The 18,587-nt window shown below is 63.6% G+C and carries 13 protein-coding genes; 3 read left to right on the top strand and 10 right to left on the bottom strand.

What is annotated here, in order from left to right; genetic code table 11:
- The first annotated feature begins 141 nt into the window (after positions 1 to 141).
- The 3 genes from aroE to ABGT83_RS11965 all read left to right on the top strand — a co-directional run bounded on the left by aroE (position 142) and on the right by ABGT83_RS11965 (position 3,366).
- Positions 142 to 1,014 carry a shikimate dehydrogenase gene (aroE, locus tag ABGT83_RS11975; RefSeq protein ID WP_103263785.1) on the top strand — a complete coding sequence of 291 codons (873 nt, stop codon included), beginning with the start codon at positions 142 to 144 and terminating at the stop codon, positions 1,012 to 1,014.
- Between the two features lie 171 nt (positions 1,015 to 1,185).
- The gene (locus tag ABGT83_RS11970) at positions 1,186 to 2,229 is read left to right on the top strand and encodes a Gfo/Idh/MocA family protein (protein WP_103263784.1); all 1,044 of its coding nucleotides are present in this window, start codon (positions 1,186 to 1,188) and stop codon (positions 2,227 to 2,229) included.
- A gap of 231 nt (positions 2,230 to 2,460) precedes the next feature.
- On the top strand, positions 2,461 to 3,366 hold the full coding sequence (locus tag ABGT83_RS11965) for a LysR family transcriptional regulator (protein WP_170042398.1): 906 nt from the start codon (positions 2,461 to 2,463) through the stop codon (positions 3,364 to 3,366).
- 88 nt (positions 3,367 to 3,454) lie between these two features.
- Here the strand turns inward: ABGT83_RS11965 and ABGT83_RS11960 are convergent, their stop codons facing one another.
- The 10 genes from ABGT83_RS11960 to ABGT83_RS11915 form a co-directional block, all read right to left on the bottom strand.
- The gene (locus ABGT83_RS11960; protein ID WP_346687785.1) at positions 3,455 to 4,162 is read right to left on the bottom strand and encodes a response regulator; all 708 of its coding nucleotides are present in this window, start codon (positions 4,160 to 4,162) and stop codon (positions 3,455 to 3,457) included.
- Complete coding sequence (locus ABGT83_RS11955) at positions 4,155 to 6,938, bottom strand: sensor histidine kinase KdpD (protein WP_346687783.1); 2,784 nt, start codon at positions 6,936 to 6,938, stop codon at positions 4,155 to 4,157. The genes ABGT83_RS11960 and ABGT83_RS11955 overlap by 8 nt, the downstream gene beginning before the upstream one ends.
- 103 nt (positions 6,939 to 7,041) lie before the next feature.
- Positions 7,042 to 7,641 (bottom strand): potassium-transporting ATPase subunit C, encoded by a 600-nt coding sequence (locus tag ABGT83_RS11950; RefSeq protein WP_103263780.1) that lies wholly within the window; start codon positions 7,639 to 7,641, stop codon positions 7,042 to 7,044.
- A 95-nt stretch (positions 7,642 to 7,736) separates the two neighbouring features.
- The gene (gene kdpB / locus ABGT83_RS11945) at positions 7,737 to 9,845 is read right to left on the bottom strand and encodes a potassium-transporting ATPase subunit KdpB (RefSeq protein ID WP_103263779.1); all 2,109 of its coding nucleotides are present in this window, start codon (positions 9,843 to 9,845) and stop codon (positions 7,737 to 7,739) included.
- Positions 9,846 to 9,861: 16 nt separating this feature from the next.
- Positions 9,862 to 11,640: a potassium-transporting ATPase subunit KdpA gene (gene kdpA, locus ABGT83_RS11940; protein ID WP_346687781.1), complete on the bottom strand. Its 1,779-nt coding sequence runs from the start codon at positions 11,638 to 11,640 to the stop codon at positions 9,862 to 9,864.
- Between the two features lie 502 nt (positions 11,641 to 12,142).
- Positions 12,143 to 14,704, bottom strand: coding sequence for a tRNA (adenosine(37)-N6)-threonylcarbamoyltransferase complex transferase subunit TsaD (gene tsaD / locus ABGT83_RS11935; protein ID WP_346688036.1), 2,562 nt, complete (start codon positions 14,702 to 14,704; stop codon positions 12,143 to 12,145).
- A gap of 19 nt (positions 14,705 to 14,723) precedes the next feature.
- Positions 14,724 to 15,224, bottom strand: a complete 501-nt coding sequence (gene tsaE, locus ABGT83_RS11930) for a tRNA (adenosine(37)-N6)-threonylcarbamoyltransferase complex ATPase subunit type 1 TsaE (RefSeq protein ID WP_346687779.1) — start codon at positions 15,222 to 15,224, stop codon at positions 14,724 to 14,726.
- A 141-nt stretch (positions 15,225 to 15,365) separates the two neighbouring features.
- Positions 15,366 to 16,229 carry a bifunctional 5,10-methylenetetrahydrofolate dehydrogenase/5,10-methenyltetrahydrofolate cyclohydrolase gene (locus ABGT83_RS11925; protein WP_346687777.1) on the bottom strand — a complete coding sequence of 288 codons (864 nt, stop codon included), beginning with the start codon at positions 16,227 to 16,229 and terminating at the stop codon, positions 15,366 to 15,368.
- A 14-nt stretch (positions 16,230 to 16,243) separates the two neighbouring features.
- The gene (locus ABGT83_RS11920) at positions 16,244 to 16,858 is read right to left on the bottom strand and encodes a cyclodeaminase/cyclohydrolase family protein (RefSeq protein WP_346687776.1); all 615 of its coding nucleotides are present in this window, start codon (positions 16,856 to 16,858) and stop codon (positions 16,244 to 16,246) included.
- A gap of 37 nt (positions 16,859 to 16,895) precedes the next feature.
- Entirely contained in the window at positions 16,896 to 18,584 is a 1,689-nt protein-coding gene (locus ABGT83_RS11915; protein WP_346687775.1) for a formate--tetrahydrofolate ligase, read from the bottom strand.
- Between the last annotated feature and the right edge of the window lie 3 nt (positions 18,585 to 18,587).

Raw genomic sequence — 18,587 nt, 5'->3', positions numbered from 1 at the left:
CTATTCGCCTTACCATCAGGATCGATAGACTTCTTCTATCGCTGAAGCTCATACGGGCAATAATCCTATTGGATTTACTTAACGCATGTGGTGGATAATGAGGCCGTGGCAATCGATCGACGGCAACCGAAGGAGACAACCATGGCAGAAAAACTGAGCATCTCTGGTCACACTAAAACGATCGCGCTCATCGGCAGCCCGGTCGAACATTCTATGTCGCCGGCTATGCACAACGCCGCATTCGACAAGATGGGGCTCGATTACGCCTACGTGGTGTTCGATGTGCAGCCCGACGATGTCGAAGCGGTGGTCAAGGGGATGAAGGCCATGGGCTTCGCCGGGTACAACGTCACCATGCCGCTTAAAACCCTCGTGCTTCCCTATCTTGACGAGCTCTCCGATGCCGCCGCCCTCATGGGGGCCGTGAACACGGTGGTCGTCAAGGACGGCAAGGCCATCGGGCATAACACCGACGGCGCCGGCTTCATGCGCAACCTGAAGGAGAACGGCGTCGACATCGTCGGCAAGAAGATGACCATCGTCGGCGCAGGCGGCGCGGGATCGGCCGTGTTCACGCAGGCCGCGCTTGACGGCGTCAAGGAGATCGACGTCTACAACATCCGCGACAGCTTCTACGAGGCCACCGAGAAGCGCATCGGCGAGCTGGCAGCGAAGACGGGCTGCAACGTCACGCTGCACGACCTCGACGACAAGGACGACCTGCGCGCTTCGGTGGCCTCCTCGCAGCTGTTCGTGAACGCCACCCGCGTCGGCATGGCTCCGATGGAGGACGGCTGCACTCTGGACGAGGACATGCTGCACGACGGCCTGGCCGTGGCCGACACCGTCTACAATCCTCGCAAGACGAAGCTCCTCGCCATGGCGGAAGCCCACGGCAACAAGGCCGTGAACGGCCTGGGCATGCTGCTATGGCAGGCTGCCCTGGGCGAGAAGATCTGGACCGGCCAGGAGATGCCGGTGAGCTATATCGAGGAGAAATTCTACACCGACTAGCATCGCGGATCGCGGGCGGGCCGTTTGGTCCGAAGCATCGAACCGACCCGTCCGCGATCCTCCTACCCCTTCTCCGCTTCAACCGTTTCTGAAGAGGCCCGCTGCGCAGGTCTGGTTGCGTGCACCCTGCAACCTTCCGATCGCCTGTCAATACGAGAAAGAGGTACCATCATGTCTATTCGCTTCGCCGTATTCGGATTGAACCAAGGATCCAAGATCGCCCGCGACGCGGTGGCGAACCCCGAGCTCGACCTCGTCGCCGTCGCCGGCTTCGGCCAGCAGGCCGAAGATGTGGCCGCCGAGCTTGACGTGCCGCTGTTCGAGGATTACAACGTGCTGCTGAAAGAAGTTCCCCTGGACGCCGTAGCCATCGCACTCCCGAACGGGCTGCACGTGCAGTCCACGCGCGCCTGCCTCGATGCGGGCATCCGCAATATCCTGTTGGAGAAGCCCATCGCGAACACGGTGGAAGATGCCGAGAAAATCATCGCCATGTGCGAGGAGGAAGGGGCCACCCTGCTCATCGGCCACCATCGCCGTTCGTCGACCAAGTATCTGTTCCTGCGCGAATTCATTGAGTCGGGCCGCTTGGGAGACCTTGTAGGCGTGCAGGGCACCTACGCCATCGCGAAGCCCCATGCGTACTACGACGTGGAGTGGCACACCAAGAAAGGCGGCGGCCCGCTGCTTATCAACGCCATCCACGACGTGGACGACCTCAATTACACCACGGGCTTGACCGTCAAGCGCGTCTACGCCGCCAGCCGCAACTCCATTCGCGGCAACGAGATCGAGGACTCGGTGTCGGTGCTCTACGAGTTTGCCGAGGGCCCGACGGCTACCTACTTCATCTCCGACGGCACGCCCGGCCCGTGGAACTACGACCTCTCCGCCTGCGAGAACCACTTCTTCAAGTGGAGTCCGGGCGAGAACAGCCTGCACTTCTTCGGCACGAAGGGCTCGCTGGGCTTTCCGAACATGGACTTCTACTCCTACGAGGAAGGCCATTTCGGATGGGGAGAGCCGTTGGTCAAGGAGCACTTCGAACTTGAAAAGAACGACCCGATGACCGCCGAGCTCGAGCACTTCGTCGATTTGTGCACCGGCCGGGAGAAAACCCCGCGGTGCACCGGCGAGGACGGCCTGGCCACACTCAAGGTGATCAACGCGATTCTCGAATCGGCAGAGAGGAAGCAAATCGTCGACATCGACTAGCAGTCGCATGTCTCTTTAACCGCCGTTCCCCGAGCGCTTCCGACCTCGGGCGACCCTCGCACCGTCGCCAACCCTTTCGGCGCTCGGACAAAAGCCCCCTTCCGGGGGCTTTTGTCGGTTTTCCCTTTTCCCGGTTTCCCCTATAATCAGGGCAGCCGCCGGATCGCCGACGCGCACGCCGCTCCGATCCACGGGACCATGCCGACAACCGTTCGATACGTGGGAGCGCCCATGAACCTGTCCCATCTGTACTACTTCCAGAAGCTCGCCGAAGTCAAGCACTTCACCCGGGCGGCACGCGAGCTCTACATCGCACAGCCCACACTCTCCGGGGCGGTCGCGCAACTCGAGAAGGAGCTGGGCACGCCCCTGTTCGTCAAGAGCTCGCATCAGGTCGAACTCACCGACGCGGGGCGCGATTTCTACGAATACGTGTGCCTTGCGCTCATCAACCTGGAGAAGGGGATCTCACTCGTGCACGAGCGCGTTGAGCGCCAATACGGCGTGCTCAAGCTGGGCACCACATTCGCCATGCAGGGAAAGCAATGGTCGCAAGCCGTGCAGGAGTTCAAGCGCGAGCTTGGAGTAGATCTGCTCATCGACATCGAGCAGGGCTTCACCTACAACCTCGTCGACGAGTTGAAGAAGGGGAAGCTCGATGTGGTATTCGGCGGCAAGATACGCGAGGATCCCGACCTGTGCTACCTGCACTGCTGGTCGCAGGAGCTCGTGCTAGGCGTCCATCGCGACCACCCGTTGGCGAAGCGAACGAGCATCGGCCTCGACGAGTTGCGCGGCTACGATCTTGCCGGTTACGTCGCCGGCATCAATCCCGCCGGAGAGGAGATGCGTCCGCTCGTCGAGCAAGGCCTCACGATCGACCAGAGCTACAACGACGAGATCACGCTGTGCAGCCTCGTCTCGTCCGATCCCTCGCGCATGGCGCTGATCTGCTACTCATTCCTGGTCAAGTCGTTCGACGACGTAGCCATCCTCACTATTGACGGCCTTCCGAAAGACTTCCACAAAGTGTACCTGATCTACCGCAACGACAAGAACCGTCTCAAGATCGTCGACCGGTTCATCGACTTCATCGGTTCGTACACCTTCCCCGTCGTCTCGCCGAAACGCGCCTGAGCCGACCGGATCGTTTACAACGCCTCTTCGCGAGCATAGGACGCGATTGGGCCGGACGTACAAGCGCGCTCCAGGTGGAGCGGAATCCTCACTCCACCCGCATCATACGATAGCCGATACCGACGTGTGTTTGGATGTAGACGGGATTGGCGGGATCGGGCTCGATCTTCTTGCGGAGCGTCGCCATGAACACGCGCAACGATGAGCGGTCGGACGCAAGCGCGCTGCCCCACACTTCTTTCAGCAGGTAATTGCGCGTGAGTACCTTGCCGGTATTGCGCGCCAGCAGGCAGAGCAGCTTGTATTCCGACGGCGTGAGGTGCACTTCCTCGCCGTCGCGCGTCACGCAGCCTGCTGCGAAGTCAATGCGCAGTGCGCCGTTCTCGTAGACGGCCTCTTCGGCACCGCCCTGCAGCGCGCGCTCACGCTCGAGCCTACGCAGCGCTACGCGCACGCGCGCGAGCAACTCCTCCACGGAAAACGGCTTTACCAGATAGTCGTCGGCACCTGCATCAAGGGCCGCCACCTTGTCGGCGTCTTCCAGTCGCGCAGACAGCACGATCACCGGCAGAGACGACCATCCGCGCAGCGTGCGGATGACGTCCACGCCGTCGCCGTCGGGCAGGCCGAGGTCGAGCACGACCAGATCGGGCGGTTGCGACGACAGCTCGATCAGCGCCTGCGCGGCTGTTTTCGCCTCGCGCACCGCATACCTGTGCAAACCGAGCGTCGTCGCCACAAGGCGACGCACAGCCGCATCGTCCTCCACAACCAGTATTCGATAGCCTTTAGCCACTGGTCTCCTTCGCCAAATCTCCGACCACGTCCTTCACCTCAACGGCGGGAAGCGTGAACCAGAACTCGCTGCCCTGCGGCAACGCGTCCCGCACGCCGATCCTCCCGCCGTGCACCTCCACGATGGAGCGGCACAGCGAAAGGCCAAGGCCCATGCCACGTTTGAAGTCGCCACTCTTCCCGCCGCCTTCACCGGTGGACCCATTGTAGAACATGTCGAACAGATGGCTCTTATCTTCCTCGGAAACGCCGGGACCCTCGTCGGCCACGGCGATGCGCACGAACTCGCGCAACGATCCTTCCCTTCGCGCCGTGACGCGTATGCGTCCTGCCGCCGGCGTGTAGGACACCGCGTTGTTCACGAGGTTGACCACGACCTGCACGATCAGCCGCGCATCCGCATCGATCATGAGCAGCTCGTCCTCCAATTCCACGTCGACCTGACGATCCTCGATGCGGCGATCGGCGTGCTGCAGCGCCTCGTGCACGATGTCGCCCACAAGCTCTGGCTGGAAGGACATGCGCATGGTGCCGTTGTCGATGCGCGTGATGGAAAGCAGGTTTTCAACGAGCGCTATCAGCCAGCGAGCATCGTCGCGGATGTCGCGGTACATGTGCCGCCGCAGGTCGTGATCGAGCACGTCTTCGCTTTCCAGCAGCATCTCAGCATCTCCGGAAATGCTGGTGAGCGGCGTGCGCAGGTCGTGCGATATGCTGCGCAGCAGGTTTGAGCGCAGCGTCTCCTTCTCGACGCGCAGCTCCATGCGGCGGCGTTCCTCAGCAAAGGAGATTTGCTCGACCGCATGACCACATTCGTCCAGAATCATGAGCAGCAGATTCTTTTCGAAGACCCCGAAATCATCCTCGTCTGCGCCATCCATCGCAATGCCCGCCACACCGAACACCACCCCTTTGGATCGGATAGGCAGGTAGAGGCAGCGCGCATCGGCGAGCGTGTCGGTGGTCGCCCCCGCGCGCTCGTTGTTCGACGCCGCCCACGCGGCCACCGCGGCCTCCTCGGGAGAAACGCAGTCCGATGCCGAGGCGTCTCCGGCAGTTCCAGGCTCGTCGTGCACCTCCGGATCGACAAGGCGCCCGTCGGCGCCCAAACGGTACATGGCCACAGGCCGGTTCAGCAGCTTAATGATCTGCTCGGCGGTCGTACGGAAGCACGCGTCGGCATCCTGCGCCCCCTGCAGCTTGCGGCTGGATTCCAGCAGCACTTCCATGCGATAAGCACGCCGAGCCGTGGCCTCGGCCTGGCGCTTCATGCGCACGGCCAGCGAAGAAGCCACGAGTGTCCCCACCAGCAAAAACCCGAAGATAAACGGGTAGTTGAAGCCGTAGGCGTTGAAGGTGAACCGCGGCACAGTGAAGAAGAAGTTGTACGCGAACGTGCTGGCCAGCGCGACGACAACCGCGTAGAAGAACCCGTCGGCGCGCGTGGCGACGAGCAGGGCGACAATCAGGTACAGCACGAGGATGACCGAACTGGAAAGCCCGAGTTCGTACACGGCCATGCCGACCGCCGTGGCGACAGCCACGGCCGCGAGCGCCCTCCAAACGTCGGCCATCGTGGGATGCAGGCCCTTCGCCTCGCGCAGGCGCCCGTACTGTGCCGGAAGGTCCTTAATGGGGACCACGTCGACCACGGCGCCGTGCACGAGCCGCATGAGCCGATTCGCCAACCCTTCGCGCCCGAGCGCGAGCGTACGCAAACCGGTCGCGTTCCCGACCACGATATGGGTGACGCCGGCCGCCTCGGCGTACTGCGCAATCTGCTGCGCGATGTCATCGCCGAACAGCGTGACCACATGGGCTCCCAGCTCCTCGGCCACGTCGATGTTGGCTTGCAGCTTTTTGCGCCGCTCGGCGTCAAGCCGTTTGCTTTGAGACGACTCCACCACGACAGCCGTGAACTCACCATGGTAGGACTCCGCCATGGTCGCCGCTGCACGGACCGCCTTCACGTTGCCAGCGTCGGGCGTCACGTACACAAGTACGTCCTCGCCGGCTTCCACCCGCTGACCGGTTGCAACGCACTCGGCTTTGCGCGAGAGCCGCTCGGCCATGCGGCGCAGCGCAATCTCGCGCAACGCGGCAAGGTTCGATCGCGAGAAGAAGTTGGCGAGCGCCGTCTGCGCTCGATCGGGCAGATAGACCTTTCCTGACTCGAGCCGCTCGATCAAATCGTCTGGCTCGATGTCCACAAGTTCGACCGACGTCGCCTCGTCGAATACGCGATCGGGGATGCGCTCGCCCACGGTGACATGCGTGATCGCGGCAATCTTGTCGTTGAGGCTCTCGAGGTGTTGCACGTTCACCGTGGTAAACACGTTGATGCCGGCACGCAACAGCTCCTCCACGTCCTGGTAGCGCTTGCGATGGCGACTGCCGGCAGCGTTCGTGTGCGCGAGTTCGTCCACCAGCACGATCTGAGGACGGCGTGCGAGCACGGCGTCGAGATCTAGCTCGTTGAGCGAAATGCCGCGATGGCGCACGGCGAGCGGTGGGATCTGCTCGAGACCCTCCACAAGCGCCATGGTGTCGGCACGCGTGTGCGGCTCGACGTAGCCCACCGCCACATCGAAGCCCTTCTCCTGCACGGCATGGGCTTCTTCGAGCATCGCGTACGTCTTGCCGACCCCCGCGGCATAGCCGAAGAATATCTTGAGCTTGCCGCGCGCATTGCCCTCCGCACCCTCGGCCTCCTCGATCTGCCGGAGGATAGCGTCGGGATCGCGCCGCAGCTCGCAGTTGTACGCAGAGTCGGTCATATCTGTCCCTTCAATACTGCGGCCATCATAGCATGGGAGCTTGCAGGCCGATATCGCATCGCCCGCGGCTGCGGCGCGATCCGCTGGCCGCGGGCACGAGGCACTAGAGAATTCCGTCGAGCATGAGGTTCACCTTGAGGACGTTCACGCGGGCATCGCCGAGAATGCCGAACTGGGGCTGCTCGGTGCACTGCTCGATGATGGCACGGATCTCGGAAGGGGTCTTGCCGGTGTTCTTCGCCAAGCGCTCCACTTGGTATTCGGCGGCAGCCGGGGAGATGTGGGGATCAAAGCCGCTGCCGGAGTTCGTCACGAGGTCACTGGGGATGGGCTCGTCGCCCTTCTCGGGATGGGCGGCACGGATCTCGTCGACGCGGGCCTGCACCGACTGCGCGAAGTCGTCGCTGGCGGGACTCAGGTTCGACGGACCGTACCACAGCACGTCCTCGCCCTCGTCGTTCGTGAACGTGCCCGTGCTCGGGCTCATGAGACGGCCCCACATATGGTCGTCGTCGGTGAACTGCTGGGCTACGAGCTCGCTGCCGTATTTCGTGCCGTCAACCTCGATGATCGACGCATTGGCCTGGTAGGGAAAGATCGCTTGCGCGATACCCGTGACGACGACGGTGTACACGGCACCGCAGAGCACCGTGGTCACGAGGAAGAACAGCCCTGCGCTCGCCCACGTCTTCGCTTGCTTCATATGATCTCGCTTCCTTTCTTCGTATGCGACCGCCGACCAGCAGCCTCGCACGTTTTGAGACTTCGATTCGCTGCACGCAGGATGGCACATGCGGCTTATGCCACGCCGAGCGCCGTCAAGCCCATGTCAAGCAGCTTAATGGCGACGAACGGCAACACGATGCCACCCAGACCGTACACGAGCAGGTTGCGCGCGAGCAGGCTCTGCGAGGTGGCCTCGCGGTACTTCACGCCCCGAAGCGCCAGCGGGATGAGAGCCACAATGACCACGGCGTTGTAGACAACCGCCGCCAAGATAGCCGTGGCTGGACTCGTGAGATGCATGATGTTCAGCGCTTCGAGCTGCGGATACAGCGGCACGAACAACGCAGGCACGATGGCGAAGTACTTCGCCAGGTCGTTCGCAATAGAGAACGTAGTCAAACTTCCGCGCGTCATGAGGAGCTGCTTGCCGATGCGCACGATATCGATGAGCTTCGTCGGCGATGAATCGAGATCCACCATGTTGCCGGCCTCCTTGGCCGCCTGCGTGCCGCTGTTCATAGCCACGGCCACGTCGGCCTGCGCAAGCGCCGGCGCGTCATTCGTGCCGTCGCCCGTCATGGCCACCAAATGGCCTTCGGCCTGGTAGCGCCTGATGGCTGCAAGTTTCGACTCGGGGGTGGCCTCGGCCATGAAGTCGTCCACGCCCGCCTCTGCAGCTATGGCCGCCGCAGTCATAGGATTATCACCCGTGATCATGACCGTCTTGATGCCCATGGTGCGCAGGTCGGCGAAATTTTCTCTAATGCCCTGTTTGACGATATCCTTGAGATGCACGATGCCCAAAATACGATGATCGCGAGCAACGATCAGCGGGGTTCCGCCCGCGCGAGAAACCCGCTCGACGACACCGGCGCACTCGTCGCTGTACACACCGCCACACGACTCCACATAGTCTTTGACGGCGTCGGCCGCCCCCTTCCGAATCTCATGGCCTTCGAAATCGACACCGCTCATGCGCGTCTGCGCCGTAAACGGAATGCTCGCCATGCCGGCGCCCGCAAGCTCACGGGCTCGAATTCCGAAGCGCTCCTTCGCCAGCACCACGATGCTGCGCCCTTCGGGCGTCTCGTCGGTGAGGCTGGCCAACTGGGCCGCGTCGGCCAGCTCACGCTCGCTTGCACCGTCCACCGGGATGAATTCGGCAGCCTGACGGTTTCCCAGCGTGATGGTACCCGTCTTGTCCAGCAAGAGCACGTCCACATCGCCCGCTGCCTCCACGGCACGGCCGCTCATGGCCAGCACATTCGCCCGGTTGAGGCGGCTCATGCCGGCGATGCCGATGGCTGAAAGCAGCGCTCCGATAGTGGTAGGCGCCAGGCACACGAACAGCGCGACGAGCGACGTGAGGGAGGTGGGGTTCGCCACGCCTTCCTGGCTTGCACCGAACCCGCTGAACGCATACAGCGACACCGCCACGATAAGGAACACGATAGTGAGCGCCACGAGCAGGATCTGGAGCGCGATTTCGTTCGGTGTTTTTTTGCGCGCGGCCGATTCCACCATGGCGATCATCTGGTCAAGGAAGCTGTTGCCCCTCTCGGCCGTTACGCGCACGACCAGCCAGTCTGACAGCACCGTCGTGCCGCCCGTGACGGCCGAGCGGTCACCGCCCGCTTCCCGAATGACCGGGGCCGACTCACCCGTGATGGCGCTCTCGTCCACGGAGGCCGCGCCCATCTCGATCTCTCCGTCGGCCGGAATCTGCTCTCCGGCCATCACGAAGAACAGATCCTTCTTTTTAAGGATTGCGGAATCCACCTCTTCCGATTGGATGCGGAAGAACTCCGCCGGGTCGTCCACATGGTGGCCCTTCGCCAGCAGGCCCTCGTTGAGCTTGTGCGCCTCGACATCGCGCTTGGCCTCGCGCAATGCATCGGCTTGAGCCTTGCCGCGGCCTTCGGCGAGCGCCTCCGCGAAGTTCGCGAACAGAACGGTGAGCCACAGCACCGCCGAAACGGACAAGATGAACCCCGGAGCCGCGTCGGCGATACCGAACAGCGACAGCAAGAACAGGGCGAGCGTGAGCACGGCCGAAAGATACACCATGAGCATGACCGGGTTCTTCGCCTGCTCGCGGGGGCTGAGCTTTGCGAAGGCGTCGCGCACCGCACGCCGCGCAAGCGCGCCCATCGCGGAATCCTTCATCGCAATCGTCGTCATCGTTTTTCACACCTTTCTACAGCATCATCATGAGGTGCTCGGCCACCGGACCCAGCGCAAGCGCCGGAAACATCGTGAGCGCCCCCACCAGCAGCACCATCAGAATCAGCAGGAACACGAACAGGGCGTTCGAGGTGGACAAGGTACCGGCACCTACCGCCACCTTCTGACGGGTGCACATGCTGCCGGCCAGCACGAGCGCGGCTGCAATGGGAATGAAGCGGTTCGCCAGCATCTCCAGACCCAACACCACATTGATCATCTGCGTGTTCGCGTTGAAACCAGCAAAGGCAGATCCGTTGTTGCCTCCGGCGGACACGGTCGCATAGAGCACCTCGGAGAACCCGTGCGCACCGGAGTTGTTGAGGCTCGCTGCGGTTGCCGGATCGAGCGCGAGAACGGTCGCGCTCACCAGAATGAGCAGCGGCGTGGTGATGCAGAGGATCACCGCCATGCGCATTTCCTTGGGGCCGATCTTCTTGCCCAGGTACTCAGGCGTGCGACCCACCATAAGGCCCGCGATGAACACGGTAAGGATCACGAATCCGAGCATGCCGTACAGGCCGCTGCCCACGCCGCCGAACACTACTTCGCCGAGCGCCATGAGCACCATGGGCACCATGCCGCCAAGAGGAGTGAAACTGTCATGCATGGCGTTGACTGAGCCGTTCGAAGCGGCCGTGGTAAACGCGGCCCACAGCGACGAGTCGGTCACGCCGAAGCGCGTCTCCTTACCCTCCATGTTGCCGCCGGATTGATCGAGCGTGCCCATGCACACCTGTCCATCAGCCGCAAGCTGCGGCGTTCCCGTCTGCTCGAACACCGCGATGGCCACGAGCGCAACCAGAAGCAGGATGAACATGGCCGCGAACACGGCCCGCCCCTGCCTCCGATCGGCGACGAAGCGCCCGAAGCTGAATACGCATGCCACTGGAATGAGCAGGAGCGACAGGCACTGAACAAGGTTCGTGAGTGGCGTGGGATTCTCCAGCGCGCTTGCCGAGTTCACGCCGTTGAAGCCGCCGCCGTTCGTGCCCAACTGCTTGATGGCTACCTGGCTGGCCTGCGGGCCCATCGGCACCGTAGCCTGGTCGATCGTCTTCACGGCAGCCGGGTCATCAGCCTCCACGATGTTCCCGTCGGCGTCCACGCCCACCGGCTCGAGCAGCTGCACAGTTTCATACTCGTTGAAGTTTTGCGGCGAACCCTGCTGCACGTCGACGATGGCCACCACGAGCGACAGGGGCAGCAGCACGAACAGCACGGCGCGCGTCACGTCCACGAAAAAGTTGCCCAAGCCCCGGTCTCCCGTACTCACAAGGCCGCGGAACAGGGCAAAGAGAACGGCTAAGCCCACGGCAGGCGTCACGAAGTTCTGCACGGTCAGACCGATAGCCTGCGAGAAGTAACTGAGCGACGCTTCGCCGCTATAGGCCTGCCAGTTCGTGTTGGTAACGAAACTGACAGCCGTGTTGAAGGCGAGATCCCAGCTGAGGCCGGGCAAGCCCTCGGGATTAAGCGGCAGCACACCCTGCAGCATGAGGAGGGCGAACAACCCTACAAGGCAGAGCGCGGAGAACGCGAAGGCGCTCACGAGGTACTTCTTCCAACCCATGCTCTCGTTTTTGTCCACACGGATGACGCGGTAGACGGCGTTTTCCACTGGCACGAGCACGCGCGAAAGCACGGCCACCTTCTCGCCAGCCATCACCCTGTTCATATACGCGGACAGAGGGACGGCGAGTGCCACGAGCAACGCCAGGTAGATGCCGTATTCCAAAAGCTCGTCCATCATCGCTCATCGCCTCCTTTGAGGAGCACGGAGAACAAGTAGAGCGCGACGATCACGCTCAATCCTCCGACGATGCCGGTTACGATTCCCATCGGTTTCCTTTCTTCTCAACGTCGCCTCGGTGCGGGGCGTTCCTTGCGCGGCGGCGCGGCCTCGGCCGTCGTTGCCGTCCGCATCGAACGCCGTGGCGCGATGCGGACACCGCCACGTGCTCAGAATAGGAAGAAGTGCATGAGCGCGACGTTAAGACGGCCGCGCTGGCGTTAAGATGGGATTAAGATAGGACGCTTCCCCGCTTGTCAGGGGTTATGGCAGGGAATGCTCGTTGAACGAAAAGAGCTTTGGCCAGCTATCCACGACCTGGGGGTTGCGCTCGCCCTGGGATTCGCCCGAGGGCGCGCAGAGGGTGAGCGTTGACGCGTGATGACCGCCAGCGGAAGGGGCCTCTTCTACGATGCCGACCCTGCGAACAACGCCGTCCGGCCAAGATGCCCCCTGCCGCCAATCAGTAGGGCTCGTCGAGGTTGGCGTGGGCCTGAGCATCGGCATCGAGGCCGAAGAAGCGGCCTTGGCGATAGCGATCGAGGGCCACAAGCGCAATCATGCCGGCGTTATCGCCACACGCGCTGAAGGGAGGCAGCACAAGCCGCACGCCCATCTGCTCGCAGAGCGCCTGGTACGCGTCGCGCAACGCGGGATTCGCCGCCACGCCGCCGCCTAGGCAGAACGTGGGCGCGCCCGTCTGCTCGAGCGCCATGCGGGCCTTCTTCACCTGCACGTCCACAACAGCCTGCTGGAAGCTTGCACATACGTCCGCCACATCCACCTCGCGGCCGGCGGCACGCTCGTTGTTGAGATAGGTGACCACGGCGGTTTTCAATCCTGAGAGCGAGAAGCGCAGATCGCCCGAGTGCATCATCGCCCGCGGAAACGCGATGGCATCCGGGTCGCCCTCCTTGGCGTGGCGCGAGATGGCCGGACCGCCGGGGTAGCCTAACCCCAGCGCCTTCGCCACCTTGTCGAACGCCTCGCCCACCGCATCGTCGATGGTGGCTCCGAGCGTCTCGTAATCGCCCCAGTCCTTCACATGCACGAGCAGGGTGTTGCCCCCCGACACGAGCGACACCACTGCCGGCGGCGCGAAGTCAGGCGCGCCGATCTTGTTGGCGTATAGGTGCCCTTCAAGGTGATGCACGCCGATGAACGGCTTGTCCGCCGCCCACGCAGCGCCCTTGGCAAATGCGACGCCCACCACGAGCGCTCCCACGAGGCCCGGCGCATATGTGACCGCAACGGCGTCGAGGTCTTCCCAAGTCAATTTCGGCACGGCGAGCGTGGTGGCAGCCACGTCAAAGCACTCGTCGCACACGCCGCAGATAGCCTCGATGTGCTTGCGGCTGGCTATCTCGGGCACCACGCCGCCGAAACGCGCGTGAAAATCCACCTGCGAAGCCACCACGTCGGCCAGGAGAGCGCCGTTGCCGTCCACGAGAGCCGCGGCCGTCTCGTCGCAGGACGACTCGATGGCCAGGATGAGCGGACGGCGCATCCCGGATGCCTGCGTTTCGCCGGACGCTTCGCGTGGAGCATCCGCCTGCTTCTCGCGCACCGCCCGGGCATCCTCGCTTGTCTCACCCACTTTGAGCTCCATACCGGCCACGTCGTGCTGCGCGAGCGGAAGCGGGCCTTCCAGGATGAGCGCATCCTCACCATCGGAGTAGTAGTGCGGGCGCGTGCCAAGTACGTGCAAACCGAGAGCCTCGTACAGCGCCTGCGCACCGGTATTGCGCACGCGCACTTCGAGCGAGCACGTCTGCGCGCCCAAATCGCGCGCGTCGGCCGCAACGCGGGCCAGCAGACCGCGCGCGATACCGTGACGACGAGCCGACGGATCGACCCCCACCTTGAGGATCTGCACCTGCCCGTCGACGATCCATCCCCCAGCGTAACCGAGCAGGATCTCATCCGAGCTCCCCGACAGAGGGCTCCCTTCGACGATCTCCTCGTTGCCGGACGCTTCCAGCGGTCGGCACGTCGTTGGAACCCCATAAGCCGCCCACCACGCACGATCTCCGCGCGGCAGCTCGTCGGCCACGAGCGCGGCGCTCCACGCATCGGAACCCATCACGCGTGCTTCGAGAGCAGCCACGTCGGCGACGTGCGCGGCGTCGAGCGGCTTGTACGTAATGCCCTGCGTATCGGGCCGAGCGTTCAGGATGGCCGTATCGTGCATGCTCGCGCGTTGATCCCGGCGTGGTGCTGCATCTTGCACCCCCGCTACGAGATTCTTCGGATCGTTCTTCGCCAGGCGAATGCGCTCGTTCTCCTCCGCGTCCGACAAGCGGGTGTACACGGGTAGCACAAACGCCGGGTCATGGCGCTGCGCGTCGAGCGGATCGACCTCGCCCACGCGCCAGGCCGCTTGCAACGCCAGAAGCAGCCCGCGTCCCGTCGGCGTCCAAAGCTCGGGATTCAGCGCAGCGCCGCACCCGGCAAACAACTCCCCGTATTTCTTAAGAGCATCGCCGCAAAGAAGCCGCGCGGCATTCTGCTGCCGTGCGCAGCCGTGCAGGGAGTCGCCACCTCTCGCCAGTTCCCGTGCGGCATCCTCGGCCTTTACTACGCGATCGGAATCCAAACGTTCGACGCCCTCCTCGTCGAGCGCGTAGCGCACCGGATACACCTCCTTGCGCATGGCATCCGCCACGACAACGAGCGGGCCGCGCCCGCCGGCGGCCTGCACATTCCACGCCACCGCATCGAGCGACGATACGCCGATGAGCCCCACGCCAAGCGCGGACGCGCTACCCTTCGCCGTAGCCATGGCGATGCGCACACCCGTGAACGATCCCGGTCCGCGACCCACCGCCACACATGCGATATCCTCACGCCTTATCTCGTGCTCTGCGAGCACGGCATCGATGCGCGGGAGCAGCTGCGTGTTGGAGGCGCGTCGCGCCGCGACCTCGGAGGAGGCGACAAGCGCGATCGAGCGGCTTTCGGGGTTCATGATGCCGACGCCGATGGCGATGACTTCGTTGGCGGTATCGAACGCCAACACGTACATTTTGTTCACAGGTTCGTTCCTACTTCTTCATGAGGCGGGATTTTGAGTCCTTCGCCCAGACAAACAGCAGCTGCCGAGAGCGATCACCCAAGGCGTGCGCCTGCACAAGACGGTTTCCATCGACATCGACGCCGATGGAAACCTCAAGGTAGCCGTACGGAAGGGCTTCGGGAAACTTCTCGCCCCACTCGATGAACGTCGCGCCGTCCCCGTCGACCGTCTCGTAAAACCCCGTGTCCTCCAGCTCGTCGGAATGTTCGAGTCGGTACAAATCAAAATGGTACAACGGCAATGCGCCCTCAGGATAGGAGAGCAGGATATTGAACGTAGGACTCGTAACCGAAGCGCTCACGCCGAGACCTGCCGCCACGCCCTGTACGAACTGCGTCTTGCCCACACCAAGGTCTCCCGACAGCACGACGACGTCTCCTGGCCGCAGGTAAGGAGCAAGTGTAAGCGCAAGCTGCTTGGTCGCCTCGGGCGACGTAGTCTTGCGCAGATATGTCAGTCCTGCTGCCATGACCGTATTCTACGCCATCGTGACCAGGCGAACCAGCCCTCCCAAATATCATCGCATTCGCGACGACGCGAACCTGATGCAGCGGACGACAAACCGGCCAACGAAGCATACAGCAGGCGAAACGCCTTCGGAAGCGACTTCTTACTCCGACCGCTCGGCCTGGGCCCTCTCCGCTGCCTCTACGGTGTGCGCCATGGTCATCGACGTCGTCACCGTGCCGATGCCGCCCGGCACCGGCGTGATGGCCCCGACGAGAGGCTCGACCTTATCGAAGTCGACATCTCCGCACAGCCTTCCATGCGTATCGAAGTTGATGCCCACATCGAGCACCGTCTGGCCGGGGCTGAAGAATTCAGCGTCGAACGCACGGGCGCGCCCCGTCGCACAGATGACGATATCGGCTTCGCGGCAGATCTCCTCAAGATGCTCGGTTCTACTATGGCAGATGGTCACGCTCGCGTTGCGACGCAGCAGCATCATGGACACGGGCTTTCCCACTACAAGGCTTCGCCCTACCACCACCACGTGCTTGCCGACGAGCGGCACGCTGTAATGATCGAGGATTTCGATGCAGGCGGCAGCAGTGCAGGGCGGAAACCCCGTGCGCCCGTCGGTGAACACGGAGCCGAGCGAAGCGAGGGTGATGCCGTCGATGTCCTTTTCCGGCACGAGCAGTTCGCAGACGCGAGACTCGCTCACGAACGACGGCAGCGGGCGGAACAGAAGGCAGCCGTGGACGCCGGCGTCGTGGGCGATGTCGTGCATCGCAGCTTCAACGACCGATTGGGGCGTGAATTCGTCGAGCGCGACGGAACGCACGGCGATGCCGAGCGATTCCGCGCGCTTCATAGCAGTGCGCTCGTAGGACAGGTCGTCGGGGCGCTCCCCCATGCGCACGATAGCGAGGGTGGGCACGATATCCGCGGCCTTGAGCCGCTCGATCCTTGGTGCGAGATTGCGCGCCAGACGTTCGACGACCGGCTTTCCAGCAAGCAGTGTGGCCATAGGATACTGGCTCCTTACGCAATCTCGTGCATGACGAAGTCGAACAGGCTGCAACACCGGACCCGCGCGGCTTCTACCAGAGCGAGCGCCTCGTCGCGAAGATTCGCTGCCCGCTCCTCGTCATCCATCGACGCCGCATTGATGAAGATATTGAGGCTGGCCCCTTCGATGGCAGCGCGCGCGAACGTCGCCGCTACGCCGGCATCCGATCGTGCTAGTTTGCTGCCGTTGCGCGCGAGAAAATCGATCTCGTCGACAACGGCCTCGACCGTCCGCATGATGGCGAGAGGCACCTCGCATGCAGCCATGAGCGCTTGCTGCAGCGCAGCGTTTTTGGCGGCCTGCTCCTCCGACGTCTCCTTCGGCATCCGGTAACATGCCGCCAACGGCTCGAACGCGCGGGCGTCCTCGTCGACGTACGCAACCAGGCGGGCGCGCAGCGCATCGAGGCGCACGAGGGAGGAGCGCACCTCGTCTTCCACGTCGGCGTAGCTCTTCTTGCCCACCGTGAGGTTGCCCACCATCGCGGCGAGCGCTGCTGCGAGCGCCCCCGCGTACGCGGACGCCCCGCCGCCGCCCGGTGTTGGCGCGGCGCTGGCAAGTTCGTCGATAAATGAGGTATCGTACATGGCGCCTCCCTTCGCGCAAGCATCGAGTCGATCGGAACTAGAACAATCCCGAAATCTTGCCGTTCTCGTCCACGTCGATCTTGAAGGCGGCGGGTGACTTGCCCAGGCCCGGCATCGTCATGATGGAGCCGGTGAGCGCCACCACGAAGCCGGCACCGGCCGACACCTTCACCTGGCGCACCGTCACGGTGAAGCCGCGCGGCGCGCCGAGCTTGGCCGCATCGTCGCTGAAGGAGTACTGCGTCTTGGCCATGCACACAGGCATGCCGCCGAAGCCGAGCGCCTCCAACTGGGCCAGCTCCTTCTTCGCGGCCGGCTCGAACACGACGCCGTCTGCGTGGTAGATGCGCTTCGCGATGGCCTCGATCTTCTCGGCCAGCGTCAGGTCGTCGCCGTAGGAGAACTCGAACGTCTCGGCGCTGCGGCCCTCGGCATCGCCCTCGGCGCACAGGCGCACCACCTCGGTCGCGAGCGCCTGGCCGCCTTCGCCGCCCTTGGCCCACACCTCGGACAGCGCCACGTTCACGCCCAGCTCGCGGCACTTGGCCTCCACGAGGTCGAGCTCGGCCTTCGTGTCGGTGGGGAACGCGTTGATGGCCACCACGCACGGCAGCTTGTACACCTGCGTAATGTTCTCCACGTGCTGCAGCAGGTTCGGCAGCCCCGCCTCCAGGGCCTCGAGGTTCTCCTCGTTGAGATCCGCCTTCGCGACGCCGCCGTGATTCTTCAAGGCGCGCACCGTGGCAACCACGACCACGGCGTCGGGCTTGAGCCCTGCGAGGCGGCACTTGATGTCCAGGAACTTCTCCGCTCCCAGGTCGGCGCCGAAGCCGGCCTCCGTCACGCAGTAGTCGCCCAGCGCCATGGCCATGCGCGTAGCCATGATGGAGTTGCAGCCGTGCGCGATGTTGGCGAAGGGGCCGCCGTGCACGAACGCCGGCGTGCCCTCGAGCGTCTGCACGAGGTTGGGCTTGAGCGCGTCCTTGAGCAGGGCCGTCATGGCACCTTCCGCGTGCAGGTCGTGCGCCGTGACCGGCTTGTCATCGTAGGTGTAGCCAACCACGATGCGGCCCAGGCGCTCCTTGAGGTCGGTGATGGATGTGGCCAGGCAGAAGATGGCCATGACCTCGGAAGCCACCGTGATGTCGAAGCCGTCCTCGCGCGGCACGCCATGGGCCTTGCCGCCCAGGCCGTCCACTATGTTGCGCAGCTGGCGGTCGTTCATGTCCACCACGCGCTTCCACGTGATCTTGCGCACGTCGATGCCCAGCTCGTTGCCGTTGTGGATGTGCGCGTCAAGCAGGGCCGCCAGCAGGTTGTTGGCCGCGCTGATAGCATGGAAATCGCCCGTGAAGTGCAGGTTGATGTCCTCCATGGGGATGACCTGGGCGTACCCGCCTCCGGCAGCGCCGCCCTTGATGCCGAACACGGGGCCGAGCGACGGCTCGCGCAGCGCCACGACCACGTTCTTGCCCTGCTTGGCCAGCGCGTCGGCCAGGCCCACGGTCGTGGTGGTCTTGCCCTCGCCAGCCGGCGTGGGGTTGATAGCCGTGACTAGGATCAGTTTGCCCGGCGTGTGCTCCTCGTCCTTGAGCAGGTTATAGTCCACCTTCGCCTTGTTGGTGCCGTACATCTCCAAGTACGACTCCGGCACACCCGCCTTCTCGGCGATTTCGCTGATGTGCTGCGGAGTGGTAGCTTGGGCAATTTCAATGTCGGTCAACACGTC

Origin of the sequence: Enteroscipio rubneri, from assembly GCF_963929405.1 — a bacterium.
Classification (GTDB): domain Bacteria; phylum Actinomycetota; class Coriobacteriia; order Coriobacteriales; family Eggerthellaceae; genus Enteroscipio; species Enteroscipio rubneri.
Note: the sequence above shows the minus strand (reverse complement) of the source record. Positions and strands in the feature narration are given on the sequence as shown.